The sequence below is a fragment of the Streptomyces sp. NPDC107765 genome (assembly GCF_055657085.1).
Window position 1 is genome coordinate 326,869 of the sequence record NZ_JBVKBL010000003.1, and the last position, 16,255, is coordinate 343,123.

Consider the following 16,255-nt stretch of genomic DNA (forward strand, 5'->3'; position numbering starts at 1 on the left):
ACTGAGCAGCCGCTTAGGATGGGTCGGCATGTCCGCAACAGCACCAGGAGCCCCGTCCGTGACCGTCGACACCGTGACCGTCGCATCCCTTCCGGCCGCCGCCCTCCCGTACGGCCGGCTCGTCCCCGTCACCGTCCACTTCGACGACCTCGACGCACTGGGCATGCTCCACAACTCCCGCTACCCGCTGCTGGTGGAACGCGCCTGGGCGGCGTACTGGCACGCCCAGGGCTTCGGCTTCGACGGCGACTGGGCCGCGGCCGGCGACATGTGCAACGTCATCAAGGAGATGCGGGTCTCCTACGAGCGCCCGGTCACCCGCCCCGGCCACTACGCCGCCCACCTGTGGATCGAACGCCTCGGCCGCACCGGCCTCACCTACGGCTTCCGGCTCTGCTCGGCCGACGGCACCGAGACCTACGCCCACGGCCACCGCGTCCTGGTCCGGGTCGACTCCGCCACGCTGCGGCCCACGCCGTGGTCGGACCGGGCCCGCGCGGTCGCCGGGGAACTGCTCCGGCCGGAACGGGACGAGCAGGAGACGGCGGCGGACGCGGCCTGATCCACCGGACCAGGGTGCGGGCCGCGGCCGGGACCGGTCCGGCTCAGGACCGTTCCAGGTCGTCCGCCACCGCGGGCGCCTTCCCCGAGGCCGTACGGGCCGGGACCCGCAGCATCCGGGCGCCCAGGACCAGACCGCAGGCCAGCGCCGTGACCAGCGCGAACGAGACCGTCAGTGAACTGGCCTGGGCGATCCCGCCGATCGCGGACGGGGCGATCAGCCCGGACGTGTAGGTGATCGTGGCGACCCCCGCGATCGCCTGGCTCGGCGCCGGACCGCTGCGCCCGGCGGCCGCGAAGGCCAGCGGGACCACCACCGCGATGCCCAGGCCGATCAGCCCGAACCCGGCCATCGCCGGCACCGGGTGGCGGGCCGCGACGATCAGCAGTCCGCCGGCCGCCGCCAGGACGCCCCCGGCCCGTACCGTGCGCACCGCGCCGAAGCGGGCCACCACCTTGTCGCCGGCCAGCCGCGCGGCCGCCATGGTGCAGGAGAAGGCGGTGGTCGAGGCGGCCGCCAGGCCGGCGTCCGTGCCCAATCGGTCGCGGAGGTATACCGCCGACCAGTCCAGCCCCGCGCCCTCCGCGAACACCGCGCAGAATCCGACGGCCCCGATGACCAGGGCCGACTTCGGCGGCAGCGCGAACCGCGGCGGCGGATGCTCCTCGGGGGCGCTGTGCAGGTCCAGCACGCCCCGGCAGGCGGCCGCGCCCAGCAGGGTCAACACCAGTGCGGCACCGGCCAGATGGAGCCGGGCGTCCCAGCCGGCGTGCGCGGCCAGGGTGCCGGCCGCCGAGCCGAGCAGGGCGCCCGCGCTCCACATCCCGTGCAGCCCCGACATGATGGGCCGCCCGAGCCGGTCCTCGGTCTCCACGCCGAGGGCGTTCATCGCGACGTCCGCCGTGCCGGAGGCCGCGCCGTACACCAGCAGCGCCGGGCAGAGCGCGGACAGGCCGGGGGAGAGGGCGGGCAGGACCAGCGAGAGGGTCCACAGCGCGAGCAGTGCGCGCAGTGCCGTCCGGGCGCCGAAGCGGTGGCTGATCCGGCCGGCCAGCGGCATGGCCAGCGACGCGCCGATCGCCGGGAAGGCGAGGGCCAGGCCGAGCTGGCCGGCGGAGATGCCGGTGTGGTCCTGGATCCAGGGGATGCGGGTGGCGAAGTTTCCGGTGACCGAGCCGTGGACGAGGAAGACCAGCGCAACGGACCGACGGGCGCGGCGCAGCCGGTCCGAGGGGAGCGGGGAGAGGGGGGAGAGGGAACCGTCGGGGGTGCCGGTGCCAGCCATGGGCGGCAAATTATCAGGAACCCTGCCTGATAATAAGGGTGTTGGCCCGGCCGGATGACAGAATCCCGCCATGCATCCACCGCGCGCGGCAGCCGCCGGCCGCACCGCCTCCCCGGCCACCGCCCGGCTGATCAACGACCGGCTGGCACTCCAACTCCTGCAGTCCGAGGGCCCGTTGACGGCGGGTCAGCTCAAGTCGCTGACCGGGCTGTCCCGGCCGACCGTGGCCGACCTCGTCGAACGCCTCCAGCAGGCCGGACTGATCGCCGTCGTCGGGGAGAGCGGCGCACAGCGGCGCGGACCCAACGCCCGGCTCTACGGAATCGTCGCCGACCGGGCCCACCTCGTCGGCCTCGACCTGCGCACCCACAGCGTCACGGTCGCGGTCGCCGACCTCCTGGGCCGGGTGCGCGCCGAACGCACCGCCCCCGTCGGCGCAAACGCCACCCCCGACGCGGCCGTCGCCACCGCCCTCGCCGTGGTCGACGAGGCGCTCGCCGCGGCCGGCGCCGACCGGCCGCACACCCTCGCGGTCGGCGCGCCCGGCCTGGTCGACCCCGCCACCGGCCGGCTCGGCGGCACCGATGGGATCCCGTCCTGGCACGCCGCCCTGGTCGGCGAACTGCGCACCCGGACGGCCGCACCGGTCCTGCTGGAGAACGAGGTCAACCTCGCCGCCCGCGCCGAACAGCGCGAGGGTGCGGCCCGCGACCACGACACCTTCGTCCTGCTCTGGCTCGGCCACGGCACCGGTGCCGCGGTCGTCCTGGACGGCGTACTGCGGCGCGGCGCCTCGGGCGGCACCGGCGAGATCGGCTTCCTCCCCGTCCCCGGCACCGGCGCCCTGCCCTCCGCCACCGGCTGCGACGGCGGCTTCCACTCCCTCGCCGGCTCCGCGGCGCTCTGCGCCCTCGCGGCCGAGCACGGCCTCACCGCCCCGCCCGGCGAAGGGGCCGGCCGGCCCGACCCCACCGACGCCCCGCCCGCCGAGGCCCTGGTCCGCGCCGCGGTCACCGCCGAGGAAGGCGGCGCCGACGAGGCCGGCACCGCCTTCCTCGACGCGCTGGCCGACCGGGTCGCGCTGGGCGCGGCGGCCGTCTGCGCGGTGCTCGACCCCGGCTGCGTCGTCCTCGGCGGCGAGATCGGCCGGGCCGGCGGCGCCGCGCTCGCCGACCGGGTCGCCGGCCGGCTGGCCCGGCTCTCCCCGCTGCGCACCGACGTACGGGCCGGCGCGGTCGGCGGCCGGGCGGTCCTGCGCGGCGCGGTCCTCGCCGCCCGGGACGCGGCGCAGGACGAGCTGTTCGCCCCGGCGGGCTGAACCCGCTCCGGACGGACCCGGGCCGCACCCGGCTCCGCGCGGCCCGGCCCGGCCCCGCCGCGGGCGACCCGGCCCGCGCTCAGTGCGCCGCCCCGGCACCCGCCCGTTCCGCCAGGAACTCCGCGTAGGTCCCCACCCCCACGGCGTGTTCCGGGGTGAGGTTCCCGCCCCGGCGCAGCGCATCGCCCACCTTGCCCGGCACCCGCACCGGCATCAGCAGCCGGCGCCGCCCACCCGCATCGAGCGTCGCCCGCACCAGCTCCCGCGCCTGGAGCACCTCGGGCCCGCCCATGTCCGTGACCCGCCCCGCGGGCTCCCCGGCCGCCAACTCGGCCAGCCGCGCGGCCACTTCGCGGACCTCCACCGGCTGCATCCGGATCCCGGTCGGCACCGGCACCACCGGCGACCGGGCCCCCGCCTTGACCATCTGGAGCACCAGATCGTGGAACTGCGTCGTCCGCAGCACCGTCCAGCCGATGCCGGAGTCCTCGATCAGCCGCTCCACCGCGAGCTTGGTCCGGTAGTAGCCGAGCGGCACCCGGTCCACCCCGACGATCGAGATGTAGACCAGATGCGGCACCCCCGCCGCCGTCACCGCGTCGAGCAGCGGCCGGGCCGCCTCCAGGTCACCACCGGACGGCGTCGAGGCGCAGTGCACCACGGCGTCCACGTCCGCGAGGGCCACGTCCAGTCCGGTGCCCTCGCGCAGATCGACCGCGTACGACCGCAGCCGCGGCCGTTCGGTGCCGGTGTGCGGCCGCCGGCTCACCGAGCGGACCTCGTGCCCGTCGCGGAGCAGCCGCTCCACCAGCGGCCGGCCGAGCGTGCCGGTACCGCCGGTCACCAGAATTGTCGCCATCGTCGATCCGTCCTTGCGTGCGGGGGGACAGCTGCGTCCCCGGGTGCGTACCGTCCCCTCAAGACGGAACAGCCGCCGCCGTTCGTGACGCCGCGGCGCGCCGGACGCTGTGAGACAGCCCACAGCGGTTCGCCCGCATGGGCGACGATCGGCCGTGGCAGACTGAAGCTGTACTGACATAAGAGCAGCAGCGCACTCCGGGGTCGGTGTAATTCCGAACCGGCGGTAACAGTCCGCGACCCGTCCGCATCCAGCGGCCGGTTGAGCAGGTGAAATTCCTGCACCGACGGTGAAAGTCCGGATGGGAGGCAGTGCGCGGCGGGCGAGCTTCGGTACACCGCCGTCGGCGGCGCCTTCCGGTCATATCCGGGCGGGCGCTTCCTTTTCCGGCGCGGTGCCCCCGTTGCGTCGTTCCGCTTCCTGTCGTCCAGACAGCCCCGGAGTCCGTGCCCGAAGAGGCAGGAGGACCCGGTGGCCACCGCAGCCCCCGTCGAGACCGCGGCGATGCGCCGAGCCATCGAGCTCGCCGCCCGCGGCCTCGGGCACACCAGCCCCAACCCCGTGGTCGGCTGCGTCGTCCTGGATGCCCACGGCAACACCGTCGGCGAGGGCTGGCACCAGCGCGCCGGCGGCCCGCACGCCGAGGTCCACGCACTGCGCGCCGCGGGCGAACGCGCCCGGGGCGGCACCGCCCTGGTCACCCTCGAACCCTGCAACCACACCGGCCGCACCGGCCCCTGCGCCCAGGCACTCATCGACGCCGGGATCGCCCGGGTCGTCTACGCGGTCTCCGACCCCACCCCGACCGCCACCGGCGGCGCCGTCACCCTGGCCGAGGCCGGCCTCGACGTCGAGGGCGGCCTGCTCGCCGACGAGGCCGCGGCCGGCAACGAGGCCTGGCTGACCGCCGTCCTGCGCGGCCGCCCCTTCGTGCTGTGGAAGTACGCCGCGACCCTCGACGGCCGGATCGCCGCCGCCGACGGCACCAGCCGCTGGATCTCCTCGGCCGCATCCCGCGCCGACGTGCACCGCCTCCGGGCCGCCGCGGACGCGGTGATCGTCGGCTCCGGCACCGCCCGCGCCGACGACCCGCAGCTCGGCGCCCGGATCGGCGGGCTCACCGACGACGAGATCAGCCAGCCGCTGCGGGTCGTCGTCGACTCCGGCGCCACCGCCGTCAGGCCCGGCGCCCGCGTCCTGGACGGCACCGCACCCACCCTGATCGCGGTCGCCGAGGACGCCGACGCCGGCCACCTCGAAGGTCTCGCCCCGCTCGTCCGGCTGCCCCGCGCCGCCGGCGGGCCCGGACTGTCCATCCCCGCCCTGCTCGCGGCCCTGTACGAGCGGGACGTCCGCTCCGTACTGCTCGAAGGCGGGCCCACGCTCGCCGGGGCCTTCCTCGCCGCCCGGGCCGTCGACAAGGTCGTCGGCTATCTCGCACCGGTGCTGCTCGGCGCCGGCCCGGCCGCCGTCGGCGACGCCGGAATCACCACTCTCACCCAGGCGTTGCGGCTCGACGTGACCGACACCCAACGGCTCGGCCCCGATCTGCGCATCACCGCCACGCCCCTTCGCCCCGCCCTCCCCGAGGAGAACTGAAGTGTTCACCGGAATCGTCGAAGAACTGGGAGAGGTCGTCGCCATCGAGGACCTCGGCGATGCCTCCCGCTTCCGACTGCGCGGCCCCGTCGTCACCGAGGACGCCAAGCACGGCGACTCGATCGCGGTCAACGGCGTCTGTCTGACCGTCGTCGAGACCGCCGACGGTGAATTCACCGCCGACGTGATGGCCGAGACGCTCAACCGCTCCAGCCTCGGCGCGCTGACCGCCGGCTCCCGGGTCAACCTGGAGCGCCCCATGGCGCTGGGCGGGCGGCTCGGCGGACACCTCGTCCAGGGCCACGTCGACGGCACCGGCACCATCGTCGGGCGCACCCCCGCCGAACACTGGGAGATCGTCAAGATCGCGCTGCCGGCCGCGCTGTCCCGCTACGTCGTCGAGAAGGGCTCCATCACCGTCGACGGCGTCAGCCTCACCGTCGTCGAGGCCGCCGACGACCACTTCACCATCAGCCTCATCCCGACCACCCTCGCGCTGACCACCCTCGGCATCAAGCAGGCCGGCGACCCGGTGAACCTGGAGGTCGACGTCCTCGCCAAGTACGTCGAGCGGCTGCTGGGCCACGGCTCCGCGGACGCCGCGGACCTCCACGACATCGAAGAGATCAAGGAGATGGACCGGTGAGCGTCCTCGACCCGTTGAACGGCGTGGCCTTCACGGCGTTCGGCCAGCACGTCATCTGGTCGGACATGATCGGCAACACCATCGGTCTGGCCGCCCTGGCGCTCGGCTGGCGGCGGTCGCTATGGACCTGGCCGGCCCAGTTCCTCTCCGGCCTCATCCTCGTCGCCGCCTACGCGTCGGCCCACCTCAGCGGCGGTGTCGGCAAGCAACTCCTCGTCATCGGCGTGGCGTTGTGGGGCTGGCGGCAGTGGCAGCGCGGCCGCCGGCAGGCGCAGGACGGCTCCATCGCCGTACGCTTCGCCGGCCGGCGCGAGCGCGCAGTGCTGCTCGCCGGCACCGCCCTGGGCACCGCCGCCGTCGGCGGCCTGTTCACCCTCTTCCCGCAACTGTCCTGGAACCCCTGGCCGGACGCCTACATCTTCGTCGGCACGCTCGCCGCGATGGTCGCCCAGGCCCGCGGCCTGGTCGAGTTCTGGTTCGCCTGGCTGCTGGTCGACGTGGTCGGCGTCCCGCTCGCCTTCAGCAGCGGCCTCGCCTTCTCCGGCCTCGTCTACGTCGTCTACCTCGCCCTCGTCGTGTGGGGCATGCGCGACTGGTGGCTGCGCTCGCGCGCCGTCGCAGATCGCACCGTCCTGGAAGGAGCAGCGGCATGACCGCACTGCAGAGCTGGTACGACGAGGACGCCGAGGCACTGGCGCTGGACCCCGTCGAGCGGGCCATCGCCGACATCGCCGCCGGCCGCCCGGTCGTCGTCGTGGACGACGAGAACCGCGAGAACGAGGGTGACCTCGTCATCGCCGCCGAGAAGGCCACCCCCGAGGTCGTCGCCTTCATGATGAGCGAATGCCGCGGACTGATCTGCGCGCCCATGGAGGGCCCGGAGCTGGACCGGCTGGAACTCCCGCAGATGGTCGACCACAACACCGAGTCGATGCGGACCGCCTTCACCGTCTCCGTCGACGCCACCGCCGCGCACGGCGTCTCCACCGGGATCTCCGCCGCGGACCGCGCCACCACCCTGCGCCTGCTGGCCTCCGGCGACTCCACCCCCGGCGACTTCGTCCGGCCCGGCCACGTCTTCCCGCTGCGCGCCCGGCCCGGCGGCGTCCTCGTCCGCAACGGCCACACCGAGGCCGGCGTCGACCTCGCCCGGCTGGCCGGACTGCGCCCGGCCGCCGCGATCGTCGAGATCGCCGGCGAGGACGGCGCGATGCTGCGACTGCCCGAACTCGTCCCGTTCGCCCGCAAGCACGGTCTGGCGATCATCTCCATCGAGGACCTGATCGCCTACCGCCGTTCGTCCGAGCCGACCGTCCGCCGCGAGGCCGCCACCCGGCTGCCCACCGCGCACGGCGAGTTCACCGCGTACGGCTACCGCTCCACCGTCGACGGCGTCGAGCACATCGCATTGGTCGCCGGCGACCTCGGGGACGGCGAGGACGTCCTGGTCCGGGTCCACTCCGAGTGCCTGACCGGCGACATCTTCCACTCCCTGCGCTGCGACTGCGGCCCCCAGCTGCAGGCGTCGCTGCAGCGGGTCAGCGAGGCCGGCCGCGGCGTGGTGATCTACCTCCGCGGCCACGAGGGCCGCGGCATCGGGCTGATGTCCAAGCTGCGCGCCTACGAACTCCAGGAGCGCGGCCGGGACACCCTGGACGCCAACCTCGAACTGGGCCTGCCCGCCGACTCCCGCGACTACGCGGCCGGCGCGCAGATGCTGAAGGACCTGGGCGTGCGCTCACTGCGCCTGATGACCAACAACCCCGACAAGACCGCCGCCCTGGTGCAGCACGGCCTGAAGGTCACCGGCCGGGAGCCGATGCCCGTCCAGGCCGGCGAGCACAACCTGCGGTACCTGCGCACCAAGCGCGACCGCATGGGCCACGACCTGCCCTGGCTCGATGCCGATCACCCCGGCACCTGCCACAACCAGTAACCCCGCAACACCTGCGACATCACCACCAACCGGCACCACCACCCGTACAAGGAGAACCGTGAGCGGCAAGGGCGCACCCGAACTGACCGTGAAGAACTGTGGCGACCTGCGGGTGGCCGTCATCGCCGCGCAGTGGCACGAAAGGGTGATGGACGGCCTGGTCGACGGCGCGCTGCGGGCGCTGACCGAGCTCGGCATCGACGAGCCCACCCTGCTGCGGGTGCCCGGTACCTTCGAGCTGCCGGTCGTCGCCAAGGTCCTGGCCGGCCGCGGCTACGACGCGGTGGTCGCGCTCGGTGTGGTCATCCGCGGCGGCACCCCGCACTTCGACTACGTCTGCCAGGGCGTCACCCAGGGCCTGACCCAGGTCGCGGTGGACACCGGCGTACCGGTCGGCTTCGGCGTGCTGACCTGCGACACCGAGGAGCAGGCGCTGGACCGCGCGGGCCTGGAGGGCTCGGCCGAGGACAAGGGCCACGAAGCGGTCACCGCCGCGGTCGCCACCGCCGCCACCCTGCGCACCGTGTCCGAGCCCTGGCGCTGAGGAGACGGGGCGACCGCGTAGGGTAGTCACCATCATGTCCAAGAAGACGTTCGAGGAGCTGTTCGCAGAGCTCCAGCAGAAGGCCGCCACCGGCGACCCCGCCACCTCCCGTACCGCCGAGCTGGTGCAGGCCGGCGTCCACACGATCGGCAAGAAGGTCGTCGAGGAGGCCGCCGAGGTCTGGATGGCCGCCGAGTACGAATCCGACGAGGCCGCCGCCGAGGAGATCTCCCAGCTCCTCTACCACCTCCAGGTCATGATGGTCGCCAAGGGCATCTCCCTCGACGACGTCTACGCCCACCTCTGAACCACCCCAGGCACCCCCCAACTCCCTCAGCTGCAAAGGAAATCGCTCTCATGCTGCGCATCGCTGTCCCCAACAAGGGTTCACTGTCCGAGCCTGCGTCGGCGATGCTGCATGAGGCCGGCTACCGCCAGCGCAAGGACCGCAGGGAACTGGTCCTGGTCGACGCCGAGAACGAGGTCGAGTTCTTCTTCCTGCGGCCCCGCGACATCGCGGTGTACGTCGGCTCCGGCAAGCTCGACATCGGCATCACCGGCCGTGACCTGCTGCTGGACTCCGGCTCGCCGGCCGAGGAGATCCTCCAGCTCGGCTTCGCCGGCTCGACCTTCCGCTACGCCACCCGTCCCGGCACCGCCAAGGACGTCAGCGAGTTCGGCGGCATGACGGTCGCGACCTCCTTCGCGGGACTGGTCAAGCAGCACCTCGCCGAGAACGGCGTGGACGCCTCGGTGGTCCGCCTGGACGGCGCGGTCGAGACCGCCATCCAGCTCGGTGTGGCGGAGATCATCGCGGACGTGGTGGAGACCGGCACCACCCTGCGCAACGCCGGACTGGAGATCATCGGCGAGCCGATCCTGAAGTCCGAGGCCGTGGTCATCCGCGGCACCGGAGCCCCGGACGACGACCCGAAGGTGCGCCAGTTCCTCCGCCGCATGCAGGGCGTCCTGGTGGCCCGCCGGTACGTGATGATGGATTACGACATCCGGGTCGAGCACGTCGAGAAGGCCGTCGCCCTGACCCCCGGTCTGGAGTCGCCGACCGTCTCCCCGCTGCACCACGAGGGCTGGGTCGCGGTCCGCTCCATGGTCCCGTCCAAGGAGGCCCAGCGCATCATGGACGAGCTCTACGACCTCGGCGCCCGGGCGATCCTGACCACCGGCATCCACGCCTGCCGGCTCTGACCGGCCCCGTACCGCCTCCAACCCACCGACGAAAAGACCGACGACGTGTCCTCGGCACCCGCCGCCCCGCTCCCCGGCCTCCCCGTGACGTTCCGGCCGACCCGTACCCGGGTCGTGCTGTACACGGTCGGCATCGCCCAGCTCGCCGCCCTCACGGCGATCGCGCTGGCGCTGCCGAAGCTGACCGGCGGCGAGCGGATCAGCTTCGTCGTCACCGGACTGCTGGTGGCCGCCGTCCTCCTGCTGCTCAGCCGCCCCAAGGTGGTCGCGCGGCAGGAGGGCGTCACGGTCGTCAACCTCACCACCCGGCGCGAATTGGCCTGGGCCCAGATCGTCCGGGTCAACCTCCGGCAGGGTGATCCCTGGGTCTTCCTCGACCTGGCCGACGGCACCAGCCTGCCCGCCATGGGCATCCAGCCCGGTATCGCCCGAAATCAGGCCATTCGGGACGCTCGTGCGTTGCGTGACCTCACCGAGAAGCACGGTGCGCTCGACCACACGGCCGGATGAGCCTGCCCTAACACGGCCCCCGCTGTTTACCCTGTTCTCCGGGACGCACCCCGCGCCCCGCCCCTTCGTGGGCCCAACCCGACCCGAGGAGTGAATCCCTCCGGCAATGGACGGATCGTCCTGTAGTACCTGCGCCGCCCCTCCGCATACCAAGGGGGCGGCGGCATGACCGGCCCCCTGCTGCTGCTCGCGGCGGCCCTCGTCCTGATCCTCGCCAACGGATTCTTCGTCGCCGCCGAGTTCGGCCTCGTCACCGTCGAGAAGGCGGACGCCGAACGCGCCGCGGCCGACGGCGACCGCCGCGCCGGTACCGTCGTCTCCGCGCTGCGCGAACTCTCCTTCCAGCTCTCCGGCACCCAACTGGGCATCACCATCACCTCCTTGGTGGTCGGTATGCTCGCCGAGCCCGCGCTGGCCGACGTCCTGTCCGGCCCGCTGCTCGCCACCGGGCTGCCCAAGGGCGCGGTCCCCGGCATCGCCGTCGTCCTCGGCATGCTGCTGGCCTCCGCCGTCCAGATGGTCATCGGTGAGCTGGTGCCCAAGAACTGGGCGGTCTCCAAGCCGCTGCACGTCGCCCGCGTCGTGGCCGGCCCGCAGCGGCACTTCTCCCGCTTCTTCCGTCCGGTGATCACCCTGCTGAACACCGTCGCCAACCGGCTCGTGCGCGCCCTGGGCGTGGAGCCGACCGACGAGCTGGCCTCCGCCCGTACTCCCGGCGAACTGGTCTCGCTGGCCCGGCACTCCGCCCGGGCCGGCGCCATCGAGCAGGACACCGCGGACCTCTTCGTCCGCACCCTCTCGCTGGCCGACCTGACCGCGGAGAACGTGATGACCCCGCGGGTCCGGGTCAGCGCCCTGCAGGCGTCCGCGACCGCCGAGGACGTGGTGAACCTCACCCGCGCCACCGGCCTGTCCCGCTTCCCCGTCTACCGCACCCGGCTCGACGAGGTCGTGGGGATGGTCCACCTCAAGGACGCTTTGGCCGTCCCGGCCGACGAGCGGCTGCGCACCCCGGCGGTCCGGATCGCGGTGCCGCCGCTGCTGGTGCCCGAGACGCTGCCGGTGCAGCCGCTGCTGGAACGGCTGCGCAGCGAACAGCCGATAGCCGTGGTCGTCGACGAGTACGGCGGCACGGCCGGCGTGGTCACCCTCGAAGACATCATCGAGGAACTGGTCGGCGAGGTCCGCGACGAGCACGACCGGGTGGACCTGCCCGAACTCGGGCAGGCGCCGCCCGAGGAGGGCCGACCCGCCTGGGACGCCGACGGCGGCTGCCGGGTGGACACCCTGCGGCGGATCGGCCTGGACGCCCCCGAGGGGCCGTACGAAACGGTGGCGGGACTGGTGGCCCACATACTCGGCCGGATCCCGGCACCCGGCGACACCGCCGAACTCGACGGCTGGCGGCTGCGGGTGCGGCTGGTCGCACACCACCGCGCCGAGCGGATAAGGATCGTCCGGACCGCGCCCGCCGCGCAGGTCACCCGTGAGCCCGTCGCGGCCGGTGCGGAGGTGGCCCGATGACCCTGGCCCAGCTGCTGTTCGCGGTGCTGCTCGTGCTCGCCAACGGCTTCTTCGTCGGCGCCGAGTTCGCCCTGGTCTCGGTCCGCCGCTCCCAGATCGAACCGCTGGCGACCGAGGGCTCCAAACAGGCCCGCCGGGTGCTGCACGGTCTGGAGAACCTCCCGCAGATGATGGCCGCCGCACAGTTCGGCATCACCGTCTGCTCCCTGACGCTCGGCGCGGTCGCCGAACCGACCGTCGCCCGCCTCCTGGAACCGCTGTTCGAGGCGGTCCGGATGCCCGCCGCCCTGATCCATCCGCTCGGCTACGTCATCGCCCTGGCACTGGTGGTCTTCCTGCACCTGGTCATCGGCGAGATGGTGCCGAAGAACCTCGCGATGGCCGCGCCCGAGAAGACCGCCCTGTGGTTCAGCCCCGGCCTGGTGGCCTTCGCCCGGCTGTGCCGTCCGGTGACCGCCCTGCTCGGCGCCTGCGCCCACGGGGTGCTGCGGCTCTTCCGGGTCGAGCCGAAGGACGAGGTCGAGGCGGTCTTCACCAGCGAGCAGCTGACCCATCTGGTCGAGGACTCCGGCCAGGCCGGCCTGCTGGAACCGGCCGAGCAGGAGCGCCTCTCCGACGCCCTGGAGCTGGGCAGCCGCCCCGTCACGGACGTCCTGCTGGACCGGGCGGCGCTGATCACCGTCGAGCCGACGGTGACGCCCCGCCAGGTCGAGGAGCTGACCGTACGCACCGGCTACTCCCGCTTCCCGGTCTGCGCCCCCGGCGGCGCCTACATGGGCTATCTGCACGTCAAGGACGTCCTCGACCTGGAGGAACGGGACCGTGCGGTGCCCCAGCGGATCTGGCACGCGATGACCACGCTGCGCGCCGAGCTGCCCCTGGACGACGCCCTGACGGCGATGCGGCGGGCCGCCTCCCACCTGGCGGCGGTCGCCGACCCCAGCGGCCGGGTGCTCGGCCTGGTCGCCCTGGAGGACGTGCTGGAAATGCTGGTCGGCGAGGTCCGCGACCCGGCCCACCGCCGGACCCCGGCCTCCCGCACCCCGGGCGACCGGCTCACGGAACCCCGCGACGCCACGTCCCTGCCCGCGGAGGGCCGGGCGATGGCGCGCTAGCGACGGACACCCCGGCCGCGTCAGAAGCCCGGTGACTCCGGCCCCCGCCCCGACAGCACCTCGCCGTACGCCTGCATCAGATCCGGCAGTCGCAGGGTGGCGAGGTCGTCGCGGGTGGGGGTGCCGCGCCAGGTGGACAGCCGCAGGTCGCGGTAGGCGCAGCTCTTCTCGTAGAGGGTGCGCAGGAAGCGGCCGTTGCCGAGTTCGTCGATCCAGCCCTGGTCGACGACGTGGCCGCTGATGCTGCACAGCTCGTCGCGGGCCTCCGCGTCCCAGTGGTCGCCGTTCTCCGCGGCCAGGACCTCCCCGATGGCGGTCAGTTCCAGCGGCCGGTAGCTGGGGAAGTCGACCCGGGTGGTGAACCGCGAGGACAGCCCCGGGTTGGCGGCCAGCAGCCGGTCCATGCCCTCGGGGTAGCCGGCGAGGATGACCACCAGCCGGTCCCGGTTGTCCTCGGCCCGCTTGAGCAGCACCTGCAGCGCCTCGTCGCCGTAGGCGTCGCCCTTGCTGTAGCCGGAGTTGGACAGGCTGTACGCCTCGTCGACGAAGAGCACCCCGCCCAGCGCGGAGTCGATCAGCTCATTGGCCTTGACCGCGGTCTGCCCGAGGAACTCGCCGACCAGGTCGGCACGTTGGGCCTCCACGAGGTGGTCGCCGCCGAGCAGCCCCAGCGCGTAGAAGACCCGCCCGAGTATCCGGGCGACGGTGGTCTTGCCGGTGCCCGAGGGCCCGGAGAAGACGAAGTGCCGTTTCGGCGGCTGGACCGGCAAACCCTGGCCCGCCCGCAGCCGGGCCATCCGCAGCTGGGCCGACAGCGCCCGCACCTGCCGCTTGACCGGCTCCATGCCGACCATCCGCTCCAGCTCCGCCAGCGCCTTCTCCAGCAGCACCGGATCGGCCGGCCCGGCGGGCAGCCGCTCGGTGCCGCGCGGTCCCGGCACCGCGGCCTTGGCCCGGGCCGCGGCCCGGTCGGCGCCGGCCGGGGCGGCGAGCGGATCGCCGTCCACCCCGTCCGCCTCGCCGGTCGCCAGCAGCTCCCGGCCGTCGACGGGGTCGAGCGGTGCCAGCGGGTCCAGGTCGCCGCCGGCCTCCTGGCCGAGCCCGGACGCGGAGACCGCCGCCAGGTCCGATCCCTCGTCCAGCCCGTCCACCTCGGCGATCGCGGCGAGCCGGGCCGCGGTGTCCATGAACGCCGGGTCCACCCGGTGCACCGCGCGGTAGAGGGGGAGCGCCGCGGCGCTGCGGCCGGTGCCCTCATGGGCGCGGGCGAGCCAGTAGCGCAGCTCCTTGCGCTGCGGCTGCTCGCTGCGGCACCGCATCAGCGCGGCCGACAGCAGCGGCTCGGCCTGCCCGTACATCTCCAGCCGCACCCGTGCCATCCCGCCGAACAGCCCGGCCTCGATGCCCAGCACCGGATCGCCCAGCAGCGGGTCGGTGTGCCGGACGAGCTGGTCCCAGTCCTTGACGAGATAGGCGCGGCAGGCGTGCAGGAAGCGCACCTGCGGGTCGGTGTCGACCGGCGGGCAGCCGGCCAGCGCCTGGTCGAGCTCGGCGACGTGCCGGCCGTCGAGCCAGTGCGAGGCGTGCGCCAGCAGCAGGTCGCGGCCGGTCTCCAGCACCGGCTGCACCCACCAGCCCAGCCAGTACCAGGAGTTGAGGGTGCGCCGGTGCCGGGTGCGCATCTCGCCGAAGCGGTCGCGGTGGCGGTGCATCCGCAGCAGGGCGATGGAGGTGTCGGCGCGCAGCGCGTGCAGTCCGAGCCAGGCGTCGGCCATCGACGGATCGAGCCGTACCGCGGCCCGGAACTCCTCCTCCGCCTGCGGATAGGCGCCCACGGTGTAGGCGTCGACCGCGCGCAGCCAGGCGAGCTCGGCCGGGGCGGGCGAACCCTGAGTTCCGAAATCCATCCGTCCCCCCACAAAGCGTCCCCCGTGTGTGCCGCCGGGCCGGTGCCCGCCGCTGGGACCGTCCGAACCGGCGTGCGGCATACGGGAGTTGACCCTCGCCGCGGCGGATTTCCGGTGTGTGGCCTGCGGTGGCACAGACCCGCATGGTACCTGCGGGAACGGCGCGGGCCGTAGAGGGCGGTACGGGGCAAGAGCGGACGGGCGGTACGGCGCGGCGGCGCGAAGAATGCGGTGACCCAGGGTGAGGGGGAAGGCGGCGCACGCCGGTGGCGCGAGGTGGTTTTACGCAGAACGAAGCCCCCGATCACGGGGGAACAACCGGGGGCTTCGCATCTGCGGGCGGTCCGTTGAACCGCACATTGAGAACGTAAGTCCTGTACGCCCCCTAGGTCAAGCCGAGTTGGGGCACTCGGCAAGACCCTGTCGTCGGTGCGCCCCCTGCCGGCCGCCGACCGCTACGCAGAGTGAAAAGCGGGGCCGATCACGATGCGGATGCGGGCCCCACCCGTACCTCGTACCCCAACTTCCCCTGGTGCACCAGAAAATCGGCGTAGGGGCGCGAAGGATCCGCCGCGAAGTGCGCGCGCTCCGCCGGAATCCAGCCACTCCAGAACGCCGAGAGGCCCGGACCGTCCCGGAGTTGTCCCCTTTCCCAGGAATGTTCGCGCGTCAGTTCCATCCACAGCAGACAGCTCAGATGCGGCCGCAGCGTCCGCCGTCCGGTGCCGACGCCCTCGACCAGGACGACCGGCGCGGGCGCCAGTGCACGCTCCTCGGTGAACTCCCCGCGCACCCAGTCGTAGACCCCGTACCGCGCCGTCCCGCCCCGGGACAGCGGCTCCACCACCTCGGTGCGGAACCGCTCGTCCCAGGCGAACAACTCCTCATGGGTGGCGAGGTCGTCGGTGTGCACCACCGGCGCACCGCCCAGCGCCTCGGCGAGCCGCTGGGCGAAGGTGGTCTTCCCCGAGCCCGCGTGGCCGTCCACCGCGATCAGCCGCACCGGTCCGCAGGAGGGCGGCAACGTGCGCAGCCGGGCGGCGAGCGGGGCCAGATCGTGAACCATCGCGCCAGCGTACGCCGCGGCCCGGAGCCCTCCGCCACGCCACTGGTGTGGACCAATATTCCCGGGCGACGCGCGCCGCAGCGCCTTCCGAAGCGTGGCCGGAACAGCAATAGTTGAGCCACTGCCGATCCTTCCCCGCGCTCCCCACTCCGTTGGAGCAGGGGAGACCCGGTTGCCC

The 16,255-nt window shown here is 73.5% G+C and carries 16 protein-coding genes and 1 riboswitch; of the genes, 12 read left to right on the forward strand and 4 right to left on the reverse strand.

Annotated features, from left to right (window positions below):
* The first annotated feature begins 73 nt into the window (after positions 1–73).
* Positions 74–562, forward strand: coding sequence for an acyl-CoA thioesterase (locus ACZ7MX_RS10115; protein WP_472131369.1), 489 nt, complete (start codon positions 74–76; stop codon positions 560–562).
* Positions 563–605: 43 nt separating this feature from the next.
* Here the strand turns inward: ACZ7MX_RS10115 and ACZ7MX_RS10120 are convergent, their stop codons facing one another.
* The gene (locus tag ACZ7MX_RS10120; RefSeq protein WP_472131080.1) at positions 606–1,847 is read right to left on the reverse strand and encodes an MFS transporter; all 1,242 of its coding nucleotides are present in this window, start codon (positions 1,845–1,847) and stop codon (positions 606–608) included.
* Positions 1,848–1,917: 70 nt separating this feature from the next.
* Between ACZ7MX_RS10120 and ACZ7MX_RS10125 the strand changes: the two genes are divergently transcribed.
* Positions 1,918–3,165, forward strand: coding sequence for an ROK family transcriptional regulator (locus tag ACZ7MX_RS10125; protein WP_472131081.1), 1,248 nt, complete (start codon positions 1,918–1,920; stop codon positions 3,163–3,165).
* A gap of 79 nt (positions 3,166–3,244) precedes the next feature.
* Here the strand turns inward: ACZ7MX_RS10125 and ACZ7MX_RS10130 are convergent, their stop codons facing one another.
* On the reverse strand, positions 3,245–4,024 hold the full coding sequence (locus ACZ7MX_RS10130; protein WP_472131083.1) for an SDR family oxidoreductase: 780 nt from the start codon (positions 4,022–4,024) through the stop codon (positions 3,245–3,247).
* A 188-nt stretch (positions 4,025–4,212) separates the two neighbouring features.
* Positions 4,213–4,343: riboswitch (FMN riboswitch) on the forward strand.
* A gap of 185 nt (positions 4,344–4,528) precedes the next feature.
* Here ACZ7MX_RS10130 and ribD point away from each other — a divergent pair.
* From ribD to ACZ7MX_RS10180, 10 genes are all read left to right on the forward strand, one after another.
* On the forward strand, positions 4,529–5,623 hold the full coding sequence (ribD, locus tag ACZ7MX_RS10135; RefSeq protein ID WP_472131370.1) for a bifunctional diaminohydroxyphosphoribosylaminopyrimidine deaminase/5-amino-6-(5-phosphoribosylamino)uracil reductase RibD: 1,095 nt from the start codon (positions 4,529–4,531) through the stop codon (positions 5,621–5,623).
* Position 5,624: 1 nt separating this feature from the next.
* Positions 5,625–6,269, forward strand: coding sequence for a riboflavin synthase (locus ACZ7MX_RS10140; protein ID WP_472131085.1), 645 nt, complete (start codon positions 5,625–5,627; stop codon positions 6,267–6,269).
* Entirely contained in the window at positions 6,266–6,922 is a 657-nt protein-coding gene (locus ACZ7MX_RS10145) for a nicotinamide mononucleotide transporter family protein (protein WP_472131086.1), read from the forward strand. The genes ACZ7MX_RS10140 and ACZ7MX_RS10145 overlap by 4 nt, the downstream gene beginning before the upstream one ends.
* Positions 6,919–8,205 (forward strand): bifunctional 3,4-dihydroxy-2-butanone-4-phosphate synthase/GTP cyclohydrolase II, encoded by a 1,287-nt coding sequence (locus ACZ7MX_RS10150; protein WP_472131088.1) that lies wholly within the window; start codon positions 6,919–6,921, stop codon positions 8,203–8,205. Before ACZ7MX_RS10145 ends, ACZ7MX_RS10150 begins: the two co-directional genes overlap by 4 nt.
* Before the next feature lie 58 nt (positions 8,206–8,263).
* A complete protein-coding gene (gene ribH / locus ACZ7MX_RS10155; protein ID WP_472131090.1) occupies positions 8,264–8,749 on the forward strand; it encodes a 6,7-dimethyl-8-ribityllumazine synthase in 486 nt (161 codons plus the stop codon).
* 34 nt (positions 8,750–8,783) lie between these two features.
* Positions 8,784–9,056 carry a phosphoribosyl-ATP diphosphatase gene (locus tag ACZ7MX_RS10160; RefSeq protein WP_046929067.1) on the forward strand — a complete coding sequence of 91 codons (273 nt, stop codon included), beginning with the start codon at positions 8,784–8,786 and terminating at the stop codon, positions 9,054–9,056.
* A 50-nt stretch (positions 9,057–9,106) separates the two neighbouring features.
* Positions 9,107–9,955 (forward strand): ATP phosphoribosyltransferase, encoded by an 849-nt coding sequence (hisG, locus tag ACZ7MX_RS10165; RefSeq protein ID WP_030412068.1) that lies wholly within the window; start codon positions 9,107–9,109, stop codon positions 9,953–9,955.
* 45 nt (positions 9,956–10,000) lie between these two features.
* Positions 10,001–10,465 (forward strand): PH domain-containing protein, encoded by a 465-nt coding sequence (locus tag ACZ7MX_RS10170; RefSeq protein ID WP_472131093.1) that lies wholly within the window; start codon positions 10,001–10,003, stop codon positions 10,463–10,465.
* Positions 10,466–10,630: 165 nt separating this feature from the next.
* Entirely contained in the window at positions 10,631–11,989 is a 1,359-nt protein-coding gene (locus tag ACZ7MX_RS10175) for a hemolysin family protein (protein WP_472131095.1), read from the forward strand.
* Positions 11,986–13,104: a hemolysin family protein gene (locus tag ACZ7MX_RS10180; protein WP_472131097.1), complete on the forward strand. Its 1,119-nt coding sequence runs from the start codon at positions 11,986–11,988 to the stop codon at positions 13,102–13,104. The genes ACZ7MX_RS10175 and ACZ7MX_RS10180 overlap by 4 nt, the downstream gene beginning before the upstream one ends.
* Before the next feature lie 20 nt (positions 13,105–13,124).
* Here the strand turns inward: ACZ7MX_RS10180 and ACZ7MX_RS10185 are convergent, their stop codons facing one another.
* Both ACZ7MX_RS10185 and ACZ7MX_RS10190 read right to left on the reverse strand, forming a co-directional pair.
* Entirely contained in the window at positions 13,125–15,011 is a 1,887-nt protein-coding gene (locus tag ACZ7MX_RS10185) for an AAA family ATPase (RefSeq protein WP_472131098.1), read from the reverse strand.
* 481 nt (positions 15,012–15,492) lie between these two features.
* Complete coding sequence (locus ACZ7MX_RS10190) at positions 15,493–16,077, reverse strand: uridine kinase family protein (RefSeq protein WP_472131100.1); 585 nt, start codon at positions 16,075–16,077, stop codon at positions 15,493–15,495.
* Positions 16,078–16,255: the final 178 nt, after the last annotated feature.

Coding starts and splice junctions, on each gene's coding strand:
- ACZ7MX_RS10160 (WP_046929067.1), top strand. CDS start 8,784: ATGTCCAAGAAGACGTTCGAGGAGCTGTTCGCAGAGCTCCAGCAGAAG.
- ACZ7MX_RS10190 (WP_472131100.1), bottom strand. CDS start 16,077: ATGGTTCACGATCTGGCCCCGCTCGCCGCCCGGCTGCGCACGTTGCCG.
- ribD (WP_472131370.1), top strand. CDS start 4,529: ATGCGCCGAGCCATCGAGCTCGCCGCCCGCGGCCTCGGGCACACCAGC.
- ACZ7MX_RS10125 (WP_472131081.1), top strand. CDS start 1,918: ATGCATCCACCGCGCGCGGCAGCCGCCGGCCGCACCGCCTCCCCGGCC.
- ACZ7MX_RS10150 (WP_472131088.1), top strand. CDS start 6,919: ATGACCGCACTGCAGAGCTGGTACGACGAGGACGCCGAGGCACTGGCG.
- ACZ7MX_RS10130 (WP_472131083.1), bottom strand. CDS start 4,024: ATGGCGACAATTCTGGTGACCGGCGGTACCGGCACGCTCGGCCGGCCG.
- ACZ7MX_RS10180 (WP_472131097.1), top strand. CDS start 11,986: ATGACCCTGGCCCAGCTGCTGTTCGCGGTGCTGCTCGTGCTCGCCAAC.
- hisG (WP_030412068.1), top strand. CDS start 9,107: ATGCTGCGCATCGCTGTCCCCAACAAGGGTTCACTGTCCGAGCCTGCG.
- ACZ7MX_RS10175 (WP_472131095.1), top strand. CDS start 10,631: ATGACCGGCCCCCTGCTGCTGCTCGCGGCGGCCCTCGTCCTGATCCTC.
- ACZ7MX_RS10120 (WP_472131080.1), bottom strand. CDS start 1,847: ATGGCTGGCACCGGCACCCCCGACGGTTCCCTCTCCCCCCTCTCCCCG.
- ACZ7MX_RS10185 (WP_472131098.1), bottom strand. CDS start 15,011: ATGGATTTCGGAACTCAGGGTTCGCCCGCCCCGGCCGAGCTCGCCTGG.